Genomic DNA, 17,024 nt, shown 5'->3' with positions numbered 1-17,024 from the left:
TGATATATTTGAAAAATCGAAACTTACAAATCCAATAATAAAATGGGAAAAGCAATAGAAATTACTGATGCCAATTTTGAAGAAATAATCTCAGGTGACCAACCAATTTTGGTTGACTTTTGGGCAGAGTGGTGCGGACCATGTAAAATGATCGGCCCCGTAGTTGAACAGTTGGCAGCAGAATATGAAGGAAAAGCAGTCATTGGTAAAGTAGACGTAGATTCCAATCCTTCTGTGGCACAAGCCTTCGGAATCCGTTCTATCCCTACCCTACTATTCTTCAAAGGCGGACAGGTTGTGGACAAGCAAGTAGGCGCAGTGCCTAAAGCTGTTTTGGCACAAAAACTAGACGCACAACTATAATTATTACATTTAGATACGAAAGCCGTAGAGAATTCTTTACGGCTTTTTTGTTTTCAAAACAATCACTTTTCCCCCTGAAACCGGGTAAAGTATCAAACTTGGATCCATCATATTTTTATGATCCTCATTTCCGCTTACTTTCTAAGGGTTTTTTTCATCCTATGTAAATCATCTTGCTATTGAGATTAAAAGCCTGAACTTGGAGTTAAGAAGTATCATTTCTTCGAAACCCAAAAACCTATGAAACAATTATTGGCTATTCTGACATTAATATCATTCAATACTTTTGCCCAAATGCCTAAGGAAATTTCCAGCGAACTGGTTCTTCTCAAGGTGAAAACCGGCAAAGAAAAAGTCCTCCTCAAAGAAACACGGCACTTCGAAGCACCCAATTGGAGCAGAGACGGCAAGTTTCTGATTATTAACGCTGCCGGGCTTTTGGAAAAAATCGACCTAAAAGGGGAAAATTTAGGGAAAATAAATCCTGATGGTGTCAATACCGTCAATAATGATCACGGATTAAGCTTCGACGGAAAGATCCTGGTATTCAGCAAAAACGATATGGCAGCAGCACCGAGTAATAATTCCCGAATCTATGTTTCCAATGCAGAAGGAAGCAATCCGAAACTGGTGACACCGGACTTCCCGAGCTACTGGCATGGAATCAGTCCGGATAACAAATACCTCGCTTATACCGCACAGAGAAATGGCGAATGGGACATCTATCGGATTCCAACCGAAGGTGGTGCCGAGGAGAAAATCACTGATTCCAAGGGATTGGACGATGGACCAGAATATAGCTATGATGGAAACTGGATTTACTTCAACTCGCACCGTACTGGAAGGATGCAGCTTTATCGTATGCAGCCAGATGGATCCGGTGTGGAGCAACTCACTGATGATGCCCTTGACAACTGGTTTCCCCATCCCAGTCCAGACAACAAATCCATCGTATATATAGCCTATCTCGAAGATCAAAAAGGAGCGCATCCCTTTGGCAAAGATGTAAAGCTGAGATTAATGGACTTGGAAACGAAAGAAATCAGAGACATTTCTCCGGTATTTTATGGAGGACAGGGGACTATCAATGTGCATAGCTGGTCTCCTGACGGAAAATCCATCGCTTTCGTCCGTTATAAAGATTTGACCAAAAAAGATTGATTATACCTATAATACGCTGTTCTGCTAAATTCTCAACTTCCCGGCAAGGATTACCGAGGAATTGTAAAGTTTAAAATTTCTTTGAGTCTCAACACTTTTCCTAAAAAGATTAACAAACCAAAAGTATGAGAAAGAGTTAGAAAAGTGGTCTTACTAAAAATCAATAAACCTTTGAACGCATTAAACAAAGAGTACAAAACTAAATTTTTGGACATCCCTTTTCTTGCCAAGAACCAAATAAAATGAGGTTTAAAGTTTATTTTCGGCGACCGTGGACTGTTGACAGTCGTCTGTGGACGATTGTCCGATTGATAGGCAATGATTTCAAGGTATTTGCAAAGTGGTGGATAATCACACTAAACTTTACCTTTACGCCTCTATGGCAGAACAACTGATTAATCTTGATGAATTTTGGAGGTTGCGCAAGCAATTGCCAATACTAGATGCAAGAAGTGAAGGTGAATTTGCACAAAGTCATATTCCCGGCTCTAACAATCTGCCAATCCTTAATAATAAAGAACGCATCGTAGTAGGTACGCTTTACAAAGAAAAGGGGGCCGAGTCTGCTACGCTGAGAGGTTTTGAACTGGTTGGACCAAGATTTCATGAAATCCAAAAAGAAGCGATCCGTTTATTCCCGGAGCGAAAAATCATCGTCTATTGCTGGCGTGGCGGGATGAGAAGCCAAATCCTATCCTGGCTATTGAGCATGGTGGGTTTTGAGATTTATCGATTGAAAGGTGGCTATAAAACCTACCGGACATTTACTTTTGAGGAAGTCAGAAAGGAGCGGAACTTGATTGTACTGGGAGGAAAAACCGGAACCGCTAAAACTATCTTGCTTCAAAAACTCCGGGAAAGAGGAGAACAAATTCTTGATCTCGAAGGCATCGCCAATCACAAAGGATCTTCTTTTGGAGGTATCGGACTTCCCCCTCAACCGACTGTGGAGCAATTTGAAAATCTTCTGGCAGAAAATCTGAGCTCACTAGATCCAAGCATTCCTACATGGGTTGAAAATGAAAGCCGAAAAATCGGACGGCTGATTGTCCCGGATCGTCTTTTTGAACAAATGGGAAACTGTCTGCTCATAGACATACAAAAACCTTTGGAAGAGCGGATTAAGCATATTGCAGCCGAATATTCGCAGTTACCGGAAGAAGAACTGATTGCTGGGGTCAAACGAATTCAAAAACGGCTCGGAGGCTTGAGAACCCAGCAGGCAATCGAAGCGATTCAGGAGAAAAATCACGAGTTGTGGATTTCCAATCTGCTGATCTATTACGATAAGACTTACGAGTTTGACTTGACGCGGCATGAAGCTGGGAAAACAAAAATCATTGACCTGTCAGGAAACTCGATAGCCGAACAAGTCGAACTATTACTGAAAATCAAAAACCAACATTATGGAAACTAAATCAATGCGCCTGACCGAATGGAGTGAAGGATCCGGCTGTGGCTGCAAAATTGCCCCGGCCATTCTAGATCAGATTTTGAGTGCAAGTGGTTCTTTTTCACAAAGCGATCCAAATCTATTGGTGGGGAACCTTCATAAAGATGACGCGGCCGTCTATCAGGTTTCCGATGATTTGGCGGTGATCAATACGGTTGATTTTTTTACCCCCATTGTAGACGATCCTTTTGATTTTGGGAGAATCGCTGCGGCAAATGCAATTTCAGATGTCTATGCGATGGGAGGGAAACCCATTTTCGCGAATGCGATTTTAAGTTGGCCGGTAGAAAAAATTGCTCCGGAATTGGCCTCCAAAGTCCTGGAAGGTGCAAAAAGCATTTGCAAACAAGCTGGAATTGAATTAGCTGGAGGGCATTCAATTGCAGCCAAAGACCCGATATTCGGACTTTCTGTGAATGGAATCATTCACCCTCGAAAAATCAAAACCAATGCAGGATCAAAATCAGGAGATCTCCTTTTTCTGACTAAGCCACTTGGAATCGGGGTATTGGCTACTGCTTTGAAAAGAGAGAAAATCCAGGAAAAAGATTACATCAATCTGATCGATACCGCTTGCAAGTTGAATTCCATCGGTGCTGTGCTGGGAAATCATGAAGAAGTACATGCCATGACTGATGTGACCGGATTTGGGCTATTGGGTCATCTGATCGAAATGGCTGAGGGAGCTGGCCTTTCTGCGGAAATAGAAATCGGTAAACTTCCCTTGATCGAAGGAATTCAAGAATATATAAACCAGTTTATTTTTCCTGATAACACCTACCGGAACTGGAATGCTTACAACACCAAAACCAAGGGAGTGGTGGGAATGGATTTGGTGAAGCTCTGCGATCCACAGACAAGCGGAGGGCTACTGATTTCAGTTGCCCCAGAGAATAAAGCTTTGTTTGACGAAACGATGCTGCTTCACAAGCAAGCCTGTTGGGAGATTGGAAGGTTTGTGGAAAAAGGCGCTCAAGTAGTGGAAGTTTTCCAGTAACTTCTGGCACACCATAAAAACTTTCAAAATGAAGTTCCTGGCCTTCCTTTCTAGCTTTTTTTTCCTGTTGACCCTTAAAAGCTTCGCACAGACTCAGGAAAATATCACCTCTGAACTCGTCATTTTAAATGTAATTACAGTGGAAGAGAAAACTATTTTGAGTGAAAGTCGGCATTTTGAAGCACCTAACTGGTCCAGAGAAGGAGGCTTTCTTCTTATAAATTCAAGGGGGTTTTTAGAAAAGGTGGATTTGAATGGAAATAAACTGGGGAGACTTTTCCCAGATCTAGTCACCAGAGCCAATAATGATCATGGGATTAGTTTTGATGGAAAAACATTGCTTATAATTAAAAGCGAGTCCTGAAAAAGTTCTCAAATCTTTACAATGCCAATCGACGGATCTACTCCGCCACTATTGGTCACAGAGAACTACACCAGTTACTGGCATGGAATCAGACTCGACGGTAAAATGCTTGCCTATTGCGCCATGCGTAATGATGAATGGGATATCTATGTGATTCCCAAAGCTGGTGGCAAAAAAATTAGACTCACTGATTGGTTTGGACGATGGACCTGAATACTCCTATGATGTCCAATGGATCTATTTCAACTCACACCGGAAAGGTAGGATGCAAGCTTATCGAATGAAAACTGAATGTAGTCAACAGGAACAGCTTACTTTTGATGAATTGGACAATTGGTTTCATCACCCTTCACCTGATAAAAAAACCGCAGCAATCATTTCATATTAGGAGGATCAAAAAGGTGCGCATCCATTTGGCAAGGATGTGAAACTTCGATTTTTGAATGTAGAGACAAAAGCTATAAAAGATCAAACACCTGTCTTCTATGGTGGTCAGGGCACAATCAATGTCCATAGCTGGTCACCGGATGGAGAGAGGATTGCTTTTGTGAGGTATCACAAATAATGGTAACAAAATTAAAAAAGTGGAACACAAATTAAAAAAGAGTCGAATTCATGTATTAATCATATGAATAAAAACTTTGCTAAAGTTCATTTTTAAAAAATGAAATGGCAATGTTAAATGACTCTTCAACATTAATTGTGTTAAGATCTAATCTCTTTAATAAATTCTCCCCAGAATATAAATACAAAAAAAATCCATACCCATTATTTAAATCAACAAAATCTTCTTCTTTAATAAAAAAAACATTATTTGATTTTAAATTTAATTCATTTTCAACTAATTTTCTTCCACTTTGATTCTCTATGAAAACAAGATTTAATTTAGAAAAAATCTGTTCTCTTTTTAACTGAGTAATAATATGATTCAAACAGGTTCCACATGAATTTAAATCAATAAAAAGATAAACTGAATTTTCCTTATTCTTTACAATATCTAAGTTATAATTTTTAAGGAGAAAACTGGCAGGATCTTGTTTCTCACTTGAACATGAAAAAAAAAATACTAATAATACAGCCTTAAAAATTAAACTTCTCGAATTCAATAAAATCTTCATCTTGGGTTAATATTCTTATATATAAAAACGAATCTTTAAAAAATGAATTATCGAAATCATAGTAATTGTTTGGCAGTTCCAATACTTCCATAAGTTCAAGTGAATTCAAATTATATTTTACAAGACTAATTGATCTTTTCGCATTTCTTATTGATGAATTTACAGGTTTTAAATATGCTCGCAGTAATATCTCATTCTCATAGTCTATAAGAATAGATTTAAAAATTGGAGTATTATTCATTTCCATATTCCATTCGTCTGAATCATACACGTATTGATTACTTTCAAAAGGAGGTAATATCGGGTCAAAGATTCTTGAATTTTCAATCTCTTTTAATCCGATATCACCTGATTCTCTCACAAATAAGGTATTAGATGCAGGAAAAGAGTATATAATTCTATGGTTTTTAGAATCCAAAGCCTGATAGGCATAATCATACCAAAGCTTTCCCCAATCACCATCTTGGAAATAAACTTCAGGTAGAGGGTCTGAAAGCTCTACGTGTCTTTTCTCCATCGAATACCTTAGTATAGGGAAATAATCCTTTTCATACATTCCCCAAATCAATGAATTATAATAAATCATGTTATCCAAAAACAGGGCGGGATTTTTAGAACTTGAGTAGGTGCTTTGTCTAATACTTAAATCAAGAAGATTGTATTTATCAATAATATTACCTTCCAAATCAACCATATAAGAGGTGAGTTTTTTGCCAAACAAAAAAATAGAATCTTCACCAATGTGGTAATAGCTCATAACACCCCTACTTATTCCACCATCACCAGTATCGAAACTTAACAATCTATCCAAATTCCTTGTTTCAAAATCATAATAATAAATGGTACTTGTAAGATCGTTTAACAGAGTAAAATAATCTTTACCTCCCAAGGTCACTAATTCAAGCCCATGAAAATAATCTGGGGTCAATGAGTCAAGAGGAAACTGTATGGATTGAATCGACTCCACACTTCTAATTTTTATTTTATTTACTTCTCTTTGATTGCATGAATACAAACAGAAGATGGAAATAAATAAGACTGAATATTTCATAAATCTATAAAAAGTCCAAATAACTTAGTAATAAGTCATTTGGACAAAATGTTAAATTAAGAATTAGAAAAATTACAAGTATAAGTCTGAGCTCCCCTCTCAAACCCGCATTTAGGAATGATACTACCCGACCTACAAGTTGCATCAAGAGATCCAACTTCAGAACAACCTCTGGTATCTTCAACCTCTGGCTCACCTTCTTGAGCAGAAACATTAACCGAAAAAAACCCCACGATTAATACGACAGGAATAAAATACTTTAACTTTTTGATCATAATGATTTTTGTTTTGGAGAAAAGATAAATAAAAAGTCATTTAGACTATATCCAAAGAAAGAAAGAAAGAAGCAAATATTTAGTTGAATTATTTTCCAATTTTTTTAAAAAAATTGTTAACCATGTTCTAAAAGCGGTGATACCCCTCCCGAAACCATAAATTTCATCACGTCAGAGCTCTTCACGCCGGTTAAAGACTTGACTTTTTCCCGCTTTACCAGAAATACATTTCCGGAGACATTGTAACTGTGGGGGAAATAAACAGCTACCAAATCAGGCCTTTCAATAATATTCAAATCCTCCTGGGTGATAAAGCCAAACCGGGCCATAGAATCACTGATCTCCACAATGACTGGGGCGCTGAATTTCTTTTTGTCCCCGACAAATGCTCCCATCAAATCTTTGATACTGGTGTACAGCAAATTGACCAATGGAATTTTGAAAACTCCGCGCTCAAACCAATCGAAGAATGGTTTTGCGAAAAAGAGACTTGCGAAGTACCCAACAAAGGTAATCAAGGCCAAAACCATCAAAATCCCAATTCCAGGAATCGGAACAGGAATTAAATTGTCCAGAAAAATAAATATCGCATATACCACATAAACGGTAACTGCCAAAGGAGTGAGAAATAGAAGCCCTCTCAGAAAGTAGGAAAATATTCTTCGGTAGGTGAAAGCCATGGGGTTTCGGATTTGGGTGTCAAGTTAAAAAAAATGCCTAATCAATTGATTAAGCATTTTTAATTTGTAAGTATTAACTAGAATTAATCCAAGAGTTTAATTTTTACGCTTCTGTAGTAAATGACACTTTCAGGATCGTGTGCCTGCAAGGCAATCGTACCTGAACTCAATTTTTTGGTTCCAAGATCTCCTGTTCGATCTTTAGACTCATCGTATTCATTGATGACCTTACCATTGACTTTTACAGTGACCTGATTTCCTTTTACAATAACATGTTCAGTGTACCATTCACCATCCTCTACAAAAGTCTCCTTTACATCTTTAAAAGAGTAAACTGAGCCGGTTTTTCTCCAATCTCCATGCGTTTGATTGACTTGTATTTCATGCCCTTTATTTGGCCAACCAGTTTCCTGATATTCGGTATGGATGAAAATTCCTGAATTGGCCTTAGGCATAGTCTTCACTTCCACCATCAATTCAAAGTTTTTGAAATTGTGGTTCCCAACCGGGCCATCATAAAAAGCATGACCTCTTGGTCCATCGACTTTAATCGTCTTATCTACAATAGTGAACGAACTGGGATTTTCGGAAATTTTCCATCCGTCGAAATTTTCCCCGTTGAAAAGCTCCACCCATTCCCCACTTTGTGAAAAAGCAGAAAAAGAAAGTAAACAGAGGACAAGGAATGCAAATAATTTCTTCATGTGTTTTGGGTTCTAGGTTATTGAGACTTTAAGATAGATACTCTTACTGAAAAGGCTGATACCATTGAAAAGAAAAAAGGCTCCGGGGATAACCTCGGAGCCTTAGGAATTTCGAGAAACCCCTGATTAAAGGTCAATCCCCATAAATGACATGAATGCCAATCCCATGAGACCAGTCAAAAGCATAGTAATACCCAATCCTTTCAGACCATTTGGAACATGAGAATATTTCAATTTTTCACGGATTGCAGCCAAAGCTACTATAGCTAATAAAAAGCCAGTACCGGAACCGAATCCATATACAGCAGATTCAGCCAGGGTATAATCTCGTTGTGCCATGAATAGTGAACCACCCAAAATAGCACAGTTTACAGCGATCAAAGGAAGGAATATACCCAACTGCCCGTAAAGTGCAGGTGCAAACTTTTCCACGACCATCTCTACCAGCTGAACCATCGCTGCAATGATGGCTATAAACATGATGAATCTAAGGAAAGACAGGTCAATAGCTACCAAATCAGCACTTACCCAAGTCAGTGCTCCTTCTTTCAGGATAAATTCGTTGAGAAGCCAGTTAACAGGAGTAGTAACAGAAAGAACAAATATAACAGCGGCACCAAGGCCCAAGGCTGTACTTACTTTTTTCGAAACCGCCAAGAAAGAACACATTCCAAGGAAGTAAGCGAAAATCATATTGTCGATAAAGATCGACCGAATAGCTAAACTAAATAATTCCATTTCTAATGTCTTTTAATGTTCTACGTAACCGGTTTTGGTACGCTGTACCCATACTATCAGACCAAGAATAATAAACGCACCAATTGGCGAGACCATCAATCCATTGGTTGCCAAACTAAAGTCTGGACCAAATATGGATGACACGTAATTGTAAACAGGAATCCCAAATACAGAACCTGAACCGAATAATTCTCTGAAGAAAGCAACAGTCAATATAATCCAGGAATATCCCAATGCGGAGCCCAAACCATCCAATAAGGAATCGTAAGGCTTATTTCCCATCGCAAATGCTTCCAATCGACCCATTACAATACAGTTGGTAATAATCAAACCGATGAATACCGACAGTTCTTTGTACATATCGTAAGCGAAAGCTTTCAACACTTCACTTACCAAGGTCACCAAAGTAGCCACGACAGCAAGCTGTACGATAATTCTTACCCGCGCAGGAATTGTATTTCTCATCACTGAGATCACAAAATTGGACATCGCGACTACGAAGATTACCGAAATGGCCATAACCAAGGTAGGCTTCATTTGAGTAGTCACTGCCAATGCAGAACAGATACCAAGTACCTGAATGGTGATTGGATTATCGTCAATCAAGGGATCGGCTACTAATTTTCTTCTACGCTTGGAAAAAAGGGCTTCAGCCGGCTTTTTCTCAATCGCTTTTTCTAAAGTTTCAGCACTCATTATTTAGTGATTATGTGAGTTGAAAATGAATTAAAGACCTGCAACAGCCTGATTGGATAACTTACCCTTAATGAAAGCCTCGTAATGACTCAGGTAAGCCTTCAGCATGTTATTCACTCCGTTGGCAGTAATCGTAGCTCCCGACAAGCCATCTACCTTATGGACGTCCCCTGAATAATCCTTTCCTTCACCTTTCATCATTCGAACGGCAACCAATTGTCCGGATTCGTCAAAAACTTTTTTGCCTACGTATCTTTGCTGAACTCCACCTTCGGTAATTCTGGCACCTAATCCCGGAGTTTCTCCTGCGTGAGCCAATGTAATTCCTCCGATGGTATTCATGTCAGTTTCGAGCGCAAGATAACCCCAGATAGCATCCCAAAGTCCCGCACCATACAGTGGGAAAATGTAGGATTCTACTGCCTCAGGATTTCCTTCTGCATGAAAAACATAGACTGGATACTGTCTGTCGGCTGCGGGTTTCTTAAAGAATTTAGCAACCTCCACTTTCTCGGCCGTGACAACACCAGAACTGATCTCTTTTCCATTGATATCCACCACTGTGGAAGCTATTCTTTTGGAATAAAACTCGTTCACTTGCAGCGGAGTCATGGCATCAATTTCTTCAGCACTTATCACAGCACCCAGAATCTGCTTCTTCTTATCCAGGGCAATTGCTTCCTGCTGCATGGGTCCAAGAACTTGAGAAGTTCCTGAAAGAAGTAGTCCAAGTACAATGGTAAGGACTCCAGAAAATACAATAATGTAAGTGTTAGACTGTTGCACGTTGTAACCTCCTTGTTTTGTTAGCTTTAACTACATAATAATCGATGAGCGGAGCAAACACGTTCATAAATAGAACTGCAAGCATAATTCCTTCAGGATACGCCGGATTTGTTACCCGGATGATCACAGTGAGCACTCCTATCAGCAAGCCGTAAATCCACTTTCCGGTTTCGGTTTGTGCTGCTGACACGGGATCAGTAGCCATAAATACGATACCAAAAGCCAAACCACCCATTACCCAATGATATTGAGGAGGCATAGCCATGTACTCATTCACTGCAAGAACATTCAACAAAAGTCCCATAAGGTAAGCACCTGCGAATCCGGAAACTATAATTTTCCAGCTCGCAACTCCAGTACCAATGAGAATAGCTGCTCCAAGTAATGCCATCAAAGTTGATGTCTCTCCAATAGAACCGGGAATCCATCCCATAAACATATTTGCGAAGCTAAACAGATCTGCTCCCAAGGCAGTGTTATGCTCTGCTAATGCATCGACTACCGGCACCCCGTCGACACCGGCATTATAGGCCACTGCAAGTGCAGTGGCACCGGAAAACCCATCAACGGCTGTTTTTTCGCCAAGATAGGTCCATACCAAATCCCCGGAAATCTGAGCAGGATAAGCAAAATACAAAAACGCTCTTGCTGTCATGGCCACATTAAGGATATTCATCCCTGTCCCACCAAATACTTCTTTAGCAATCACTACTGCGAAGATTGTCGCTAATGCAACTTGCCACAGTGGTGTGGTAGCAGGGACCACCAATGGGATCAACATACCTGTCACCAAAAAGCCTTCGTTGATTGGGTGCTTGCGGATGACCGCAAATACTGCCTCTACCAAACCTCCTGCTGCGTATGCAACGATCACAATCGGAAGTACAAGTTGAAGTCCGATGATTGCCTTATCACCAAAATTATCCCACAACCCTGCAGTAGCACCTGTTGCAAGCAAGCTTTGATGTCCGGTATTATAGATCCCAAAAAGCAAACAAGGAATCATAGCGATCACCACTGTGATCATCATACGCTTCAGGTCAATGGCATCCTTTACTTGGGCACCTTTGATTGCCGTGGTATGATTTGGAGAGAAGAGGAAAGTCTCTCCCGCCTCAAATGCATAATATAAACTTTCAAGCTTTCCTCCTTTTTCAAAAAGGGGACGCTGCTTGTCCATCAAATCTCTTAGAAACTTCATATGGATTAACTGTATTGGATTAATTCTATACCTTTTCTTACCAACTCCTGCACGGGGTGTTTGGACACATCGACAAATTCACAAAGTGCCAAATCCTCTTCAACGATTTCATAGATTCCCAATTCTTCCATTTCATCGAAATCTTCTGCCATGATGGCTTTCAATAAATAAACAGGAAGAATATCCATTGGAGTCACCGACTCAAATACACCGGTCTGAACAAATGCCCGCTCCTCACCTCTGCAATTTGAATCAAGAACAAACTCTTTTTTGGGCGTGAGAAATGACAAAAGCCCGAGTGCGCGATGGTAGCTAAGTTTGGAGGCTGTAGGCTTGGCCCATCCCAAAAACTCATAATAGTCACCCTCAGGGATTACTGTGATTTGGTTGTGGTAAAACCCAAGGAAGCCTTCCAAATTGATCTTCTCGCCTGTAAGAACATTTCCTGAGATTACTCTAACGTGGCCTGAGTTCAGGTTGCCTTTCACAAAGGCCGAGACATTAGCTCCTACAAAAGTTTTGACGTAAGCCGCTTTGGTCAATTCAGACCCAGTGACAGCAATAATTTTGGAAGTATCATATACCCCCTCAAGTACTGCCTTACCAATCTGGACAACGCCTGCAGGACTAACCGTCCAAACGAGGTCACCTTTATTGATCGGATCCAAGTGATGAATCTGTATTCCTACATTTCCTGCTGGATGGGGACCTGAAAACTGATTGATTTGGGCATTTTTCACTCCCGAGAAAATCGCATCTATCGGTTTGGATCCATCCACGTTCAAATGAACCTTACCCGGAGTAAGTTTTGCCAAAGCATCAATTCCCGCTTGTAAGTATTTTTCTTCCCCCTGAAGCGTAAATCCATAATCAGGGGCTAAAGGATGCGTGTCAAAAGCAGAAATGAAAATTGCCTTTGGTGTATCGGCAGGGTTAGCCACAATCCCAAAAGGTCTTTGAATGATGTTTGGCCATACTCCGGTTGATGCCAATTTGGCCGCAAGGGAATCTCGATTTTGACTTAGGTCAATTTTACCAAAATTTTCATGAATGACGGTTTTGTCAGCAAGAATTTTGATTTCGAGTAGCTTTCGTCTATCTCCTCTTTTGATCTCGACGATCTCACCGGATACGGGAGATGCGTAGATGACTTGATCCGATGCTTTGTCTACCAAAATGGGAGTCCCAGCTTTTACCGTATCACCTTCATTAACAAGGACTTTAGGACGCTGAAGCCCTATAAAGTCTGTTGGTTTAATGGCAAAGGTTTGAGCTGAGGCGAAATTTGCAATCTCTTTCGAGGCCTTTCCTACCAGTCTGATGTCAAAGCCTTTGTTAAGCTTCACTATTTTAGACATATCTGTTTTTGAACTATGAGCTATTGAAAAACGCCCCAAATCTAAAGAAAAACCAATTGAATTAGCACTTATATCGGATTAAATGTTCGAACTTTTGATACGAGGTACTTCGGCTAATATCAGGCATGAAGCATATTTTCTTCTAAAGACTCCACATAGGATTTCACTTGTTCCATGAGCCACATCGGGGTAGATGTAGCTCCGCAAATCCCAATTTTATACTCAACGCTAAACCACTCAGGGTCCAACTCTGTTTCATTTTCTATAAAATAACTTTTCGGGTTTTCACCTAAACAAATCTGGTAAAGTGCCTTCCCGTTGGAGCTTTTTTTACCCGATACGAAAAGGATCACGTCACTTTCCTGAGCAAATTTCTTCAGCTGTGGCTCACGGTTGGAAACTTGACGGCAGATTGAATCATTGGCATTAAAGTCCAGTTCTGTCAACTCACCTTTTGCTGATTTGATTTTATCCTCTATTTTTTTGGATAGATCGTAAAAGCCTTTTGTGCTTTTGGTAGTTTGGCTGAATAGTGTGACCGGACGACCGTAATCAATCTTTTCAAGGTCTGAATCCTCCATGACGACCACCGCTTTTTCCAGCGTTTGACCGGTCAGTCCGATTACTTCTGCATGACCCTTTTTTCCATAAATTACGATCTGACCATTCTCCCGCTCCATCTTGTCAAATGCATTTTTGACCCGATTCTGAAGCTTGAGCACTACCGGGCAGGACGCATCAATGAGTTCGATATTATTTTCAATAGCGGTTCTATACGTCTCAGGAGGCTCACCATGCGCCCGAATGAGTACTTTACAATTTGTCAACTCCTGTAACTGATCTCGGTCAATGACTACAAGCCCTTTTTCACGGAGTCGTTTGACTTCCATGTCATTGTGAACAATATCTCCCAGACAATACAGCTGATCGCTGTTTTGCATTTCATCTTCGGCCATTTTAATGGCAAACTCGACTCCAAAGCAATAGCCCGAATTTCTATCTATGGTTACTTGCATGCTCTTTTTCCTTATCGATTACATCTTTTGCCAACTGCACGATCTGTGCAACCTGTCTCTCAAAAGTAAGATTACTCGTGTCTATTTCAACAGCATCGGGAACCTTAATCAACGGGCTTTCTGCCCTGGATGAATCTATGCGATCCCGCTCCGCCAGATTATTCTTTATATCCTCCAACTCCACCAATTCTCCTTTTTCAAACAATTCCTGCTGCCTTCTCATTGATCTGGTTTCCAAATCAGCAGTCATAAAAACTTTCAGTTCAGCATCAGGAAATACCACAGATCCAATGTCTCTCCCATCCATTACTACGCCTTTTTTCTTCCCTAAACGCTTTTGTTGAGCAACCAGTTCTTTTCTGATTTCTTTAACTGTAGCTACCTCGCTGACTTTTTGTGAGACAGGCATGCTTCTGATTTCATCCTCCACATTGAGTCCATTGAGATAAGTCTCCTGAATGCCTGTATCGGGATTTAAATGGAAAGAAATGTCAAGAGTTTCCAGACCTTTGGCAACATCCTGTGGATTAGAAGCGGAGAGGTAATTATTCAAAAAATGTAATGTGGCCGCACGATACATGGCTCCCGAATCTATATAGGTGAAGCCCAAATCCTTGGCTACTGCCTTTGCAGTAGAACTTTTCCCACACCCTGAATATCCATCTATGGCAACGACGATTTTACCCATCAATAAAATCCTGTCTTGGTTTCCTTATTAATTTTGGGCAAATATAGTAGTTTTAATCTTATCCTTTCTCCAATCTGTGAATACCCGATAATCCAATCGGATGCAGGCTCACTGATTTTTAATCAATCAACCATGAAAATTCAAGGAAACCTTGTTGACATCTCCAATCGAAAAATTTACCCGGCAGAACTGGAAGTTGGCAATGGTAAAATACTCAAAGTCGAAAAGATAAAACCTAATCTCTCCTTGCCCTTTTTGATGCCTGGATTTATAGATTCGCACGTCCATGTGGAGTCTTCCATGCTTGTACCCTCCGAATTTGCGCGCCTCGCTGTGGTCCATGGCACCGTAGCCACTATTTCTGACCCCCATGAGATCGCTAATGTGTGTGGGATGCAGGGAGTGGAATACATGATCGATAATGGGAAACAGGTGCCCTTTAAATTCTATTTCGGAGCGCCTTCCTGTGTACCTGCCACACCTTTTGAAACAGCCGGCGGAGAAATCGGTGCAGATGACATCGAAGACTTGATGAAAAGGCCTGAAATCCATTACCTCGCAGAAATGATGAACTGGCCCGGAACTGTGAATCGGGATCCAATGGTGATGCAGAAAATACAAATTTCCAAAAAGCATGGTAAGCCCATAGATGGACACGCTCCTGGATTGAAAGGTGAATTAGCCGAAAAATACTGCAGCGCGGGGCCGAGTACGGATCACGAATGCTTCACTGTTGAAGAAGCAAGAGGCAAACTTAAGCTGGGAATGAAAATCGCCATCCGCGAAGGTTCCGCAGCCAAAAACTTCGAAGCACTCATAGACCTCATCGATGAATATCCGGAGATGATTGTGTTCTGTTCGGATGACAAGCATCCGGACAATCTTGCAGTAAGCCACATCAATGAATTGGTGACAAGAGCAATCACCAAAGGGAAGGATTTATTTGACGTACTAAAGGCTGCTTGTCTAACTCCAATTTCCCACTATTCGCTAAATGTCGGACAACTTAGGATAGGAGACCCTGCTGATTTTATTATTGTAAAAGACCTTGAGAAATTTGAAGTCCTAGCCACCTACATCGACGGGCAAAAAGTCGCCGAGAACGGAAAAACCTTAATCCCAAAAGTCAAAAATAAAGTCATTAACAACTTCAACACTCCACTCAAAACCCCAAATGATTTCAAACTTGCTGCAAGTACTGCCAAAGTTCGGGTCATTGAAGCCTTGGACGGACAGTTGATCACTCCTGAAATTCAGGGAGAAATATTAATTAAAGATGGATTTGCAGTATCCAATCCTGAAAAGGACATTCTGAAAATCACCGTGGTGAATCGCTACTTCGATGCTCCTCCGGCAGTTGCCTTTATTAAAAACTTCGGATTGAAAACTGGAGCCATTGCCTCATCGGTAGGCCATGATTCCCATAATATTATAGCAGTCGGAGTGGATGACCTTGCTATCTGCAGCACTGTCAATCTGATCATTGAGGCTAAAGGAGGGATTTCGGCAGTGTCGGATGAAAGAGAAGTGCTATTGCGCCTTCCGGTAGGCGGAATTATGTCACCTGAAGACGGATATGAGGTAGCCAAGGCTTACACCAAGATCGATCAACTGGCAAAGGAAATGGGCTCAGCCCTGAATTCACCGTTTATGATGCTCAGTTTTATGGGCTTGCTTGTCATTCCTGATTTGAAGCTCAGCGACAAAGGATTGTTTGACGGACAGAAATTTGAATTCACAGAGGTTTTCATTTAGAACTAAATCAAGATTTTTTGCTTTCCATACTACAAAAAAAAAACAGCGCCCAAAGGCGCTGTTTTTAAATAAAACTATAAATCATTTTTAATTGACTGTAACAAAGTACAAGAACGGTGAAGCATAAAATGGCGCCCCAGCTATGTTTGTTGTCACATTATTTGAACTGAATCTGCGTCCAAATTTATCATTCAATACCAGTCGGAATTCGAAGACATCTCCTTTAGCAATGTCGGCTGGTGTCAATCTCACAGCAGCTAAAGCTTGAGCAGCCGTTACCTCAAATGTTGTTCTCAAGAATCTTGACTTATCATTTGGTGCAAAATCAGTAGACTGAAGTGTTCTGACTACCACATCTTGAACAGGCGTGTATCTCAAACCAACATTTGGGATCAATCTTCTATGACGGACACGGATTTCTACTGTTTGGACAGTAGCACCATCTTCTTTATCAACTGCTTCCAGAGTTAGTCCAAACTTAGAGTTAGCAAGGTCAGTGGCCGTAAAGGTGCCTGTTCTTGTGATTGTTCTTAAGTAAGCCCCGGTATCAAATGAATTGTAGGGTACATTTGGTTCAACGAAGTCCCTACAAGAACTTAATAGCATAAGCGCAGTTACCA

General features: G+C 40.5%; 19 protein-coding genes. 7 read left to right on the top strand and 12 right to left on the bottom strand.

Annotation, left to right across the window (positions count from 1 at the left end; translation table 11 throughout):
• Nucleotides 1–42 precede the first annotated feature (42 nt).
• The 6 genes from trxA (at nucleotide 43) to BLQ81_RS22630 (ending at nucleotide 4,551) form a co-directional block, all read left to right on the top strand.
• Nucleotides 43–363, top strand: a complete 321-nt coding sequence (gene trxA, locus BLQ81_RS06445; RefSeq protein WP_092729129.1) for a thioredoxin — start codon at nucleotides 43–45, stop codon at nucleotides 361–363.
• Between the two features lie 240 nt (nucleotides 364–603).
• A complete protein-coding gene (locus tag BLQ81_RS06440; protein WP_092729128.1) occupies nucleotides 604–1,524 on the top strand; it encodes a TolB family protein in 921 nt (306 codons plus the stop codon).
• 379 nt (nucleotides 1,525–1,903) lie between these two features.
• Nucleotides 1,904–2,941 carry a tRNA 2-selenouridine(34) synthase MnmH gene (mnmH, locus tag BLQ81_RS06435; protein WP_092729127.1) on the top strand — a complete coding sequence of 346 codons (1,038 nt, stop codon included), beginning with the start codon at nucleotides 1,904–1,906 and terminating at the stop codon, nucleotides 2,939–2,941.
• A complete protein-coding gene (gene selD, locus BLQ81_RS06430) occupies nucleotides 2,931–3,974 on the top strand; it encodes a selenide, water dikinase SelD (protein ID WP_092729126.1) in 1,044 nt (347 codons plus the stop codon). Before mnmH ends, selD begins: the two co-directional genes overlap by 11 nt.
• Nucleotides 3,975–4,002: 28 nt before the next feature.
• Nucleotides 4,003–4,338, top strand: a complete 336-nt coding sequence (locus BLQ81_RS22635; RefSeq protein ID WP_245693192.1) for a hypothetical protein — start codon at nucleotides 4,003–4,005, stop codon at nucleotides 4,336–4,338.
• 21 nt (nucleotides 4,339–4,359) lie between these two features.
• Entirely contained in the window at nucleotides 4,360–4,551 is a 192-nt protein-coding gene (locus tag BLQ81_RS22630) for a TolB-like translocation protein (protein WP_245693191.1), read from the top strand.
• A gap of 431 nt (nucleotides 4,552–4,982) precedes the next feature.
• On the opposite strand, the gene BLQ81_RS06420 is transcribed toward BLQ81_RS22630, so the two are convergent.
• The 11 genes from BLQ81_RS06420 to cmk form a co-directional block, all read right to left on the bottom strand.
• Nucleotides 4,983–5,456: a hypothetical protein gene (locus BLQ81_RS06420; RefSeq protein ID WP_092729125.1), complete on the bottom strand. Its 474-nt coding sequence runs from the start codon at nucleotides 5,454–5,456 to the stop codon at nucleotides 4,983–4,985.
• Nucleotides 5,419–6,423, bottom strand: a complete 1,005-nt coding sequence (locus BLQ81_RS06415) for a DUF4221 domain-containing protein (RefSeq protein WP_217636649.1) — start codon at nucleotides 6,421–6,423, stop codon at nucleotides 5,419–5,421. Before BLQ81_RS06415 ends, BLQ81_RS06420 begins: the two co-directional genes overlap by 38 nt.
• A gap of 475 nt (nucleotides 6,424–6,898) precedes the next feature.
• The gene (locus BLQ81_RS06405) at nucleotides 6,899–7,462 is read right to left on the bottom strand and encodes a DUF502 domain-containing protein (protein ID WP_092729122.1); all 564 of its coding nucleotides are present in this window, start codon (nucleotides 7,460–7,462) and stop codon (nucleotides 6,899–6,901) included.
• An 83-nt stretch (nucleotides 7,463–7,545) separates the two neighbouring features.
• Nucleotides 7,546–8,166, bottom strand: a complete 621-nt coding sequence (locus tag BLQ81_RS06400; protein WP_092729121.1) for a 3-keto-disaccharide hydrolase — start codon at nucleotides 8,164–8,166, stop codon at nucleotides 7,546–7,548.
• 126 nt (nucleotides 8,167–8,292) lie between these two features.
• The gene (gene nqrE, locus BLQ81_RS06395) at nucleotides 8,293–8,904 is read right to left on the bottom strand and encodes an NADH:ubiquinone reductase (Na(+)-transporting) subunit E (RefSeq protein ID WP_092729120.1); all 612 of its coding nucleotides are present in this window, start codon (nucleotides 8,902–8,904) and stop codon (nucleotides 8,293–8,295) included.
• A 12-nt stretch (nucleotides 8,905–8,916) separates the two neighbouring features.
• Nucleotides 8,917–9,600: an NADH:ubiquinone reductase (Na(+)-transporting) subunit D gene (locus tag BLQ81_RS06390; RefSeq protein WP_092729119.1), complete on the bottom strand. Its 684-nt coding sequence runs from the start codon at nucleotides 9,598–9,600 to the stop codon at nucleotides 8,917–8,919.
• Between the two features lie 30 nt (nucleotides 9,601–9,630).
• Nucleotides 9,631–10,386: an NADH:ubiquinone reductase (Na(+)-transporting) subunit C gene (gene nqrC, locus BLQ81_RS06385; RefSeq protein ID WP_092729118.1), complete on the bottom strand. Its 756-nt coding sequence runs from the start codon at nucleotides 10,384–10,386 to the stop codon at nucleotides 9,631–9,633.
• Nucleotides 10,373–11,587 (bottom strand): NADH:ubiquinone reductase (Na(+)-transporting) subunit B, encoded by a 1,215-nt coding sequence (locus tag BLQ81_RS06380; protein WP_092729117.1) that lies wholly within the window; start codon nucleotides 11,585–11,587, stop codon nucleotides 10,373–10,375. Before BLQ81_RS06380 ends, nqrC begins: the two co-directional genes overlap by 14 nt.
• 5 nt (nucleotides 11,588–11,592) lie before the next feature.
• Nucleotides 11,593–12,945, bottom strand: coding sequence for a Na(+)-translocating NADH-quinone reductase subunit A (locus tag BLQ81_RS06375; protein WP_092729116.1), 1,353 nt, complete (start codon nucleotides 12,943–12,945; stop codon nucleotides 11,593–11,595).
• A 119-nt stretch (nucleotides 12,946–13,064) separates the two neighbouring features.
• On the bottom strand, nucleotides 13,065–13,961 hold the full coding sequence (locus BLQ81_RS06370; protein WP_092729115.1) for a 4-hydroxy-3-methylbut-2-enyl diphosphate reductase: 897 nt from the start codon (nucleotides 13,959–13,961) through the stop codon (nucleotides 13,065–13,067).
• Nucleotides 13,942–14,649 (bottom strand): (d)CMP kinase, encoded by a 708-nt coding sequence (cmk, locus tag BLQ81_RS06365; RefSeq protein ID WP_092729114.1) that lies wholly within the window; start codon nucleotides 14,647–14,649, stop codon nucleotides 13,942–13,944. The genes BLQ81_RS06370 and cmk overlap by 20 nt, the downstream gene beginning before the upstream one ends.
• Before the next feature lie 132 nt (nucleotides 14,650–14,781).
• On the opposite strand from cmk, the gene ade reads away from it, so the two are divergent.
• Complete coding sequence (gene ade, locus BLQ81_RS06360; protein ID WP_092729168.1) at nucleotides 14,782–16,404, top strand: adenine deaminase; 1,623 nt, start codon at nucleotides 14,782–14,784, stop codon at nucleotides 16,402–16,404.
• 87 nt (nucleotides 16,405–16,491) lie between these two features.
• On the opposite strand, the gene BLQ81_RS06355 is transcribed toward ade, so the two are convergent.
• Nucleotides 16,492–17,010: a hypothetical protein gene (locus BLQ81_RS06355; RefSeq protein ID WP_139183571.1), complete on the bottom strand. Its 519-nt coding sequence runs from the start codon at nucleotides 17,008–17,010 to the stop codon at nucleotides 16,492–16,494.
• Nucleotides 17,011–17,024 lie beyond the last annotated feature (14 nt).

Origin of the sequence: Algoriphagus alkaliphilus (assembly GCF_900103735.1) — a bacterium.
Lineage (GTDB): Bacteria > Bacteroidota > Bacteroidia > Cytophagales > Cyclobacteriaceae > Algoriphagus > Algoriphagus alkaliphilus.
Note: the sequence above shows the minus strand (reverse complement) of the source record. Positions and strands in the feature narration are given on the sequence as shown.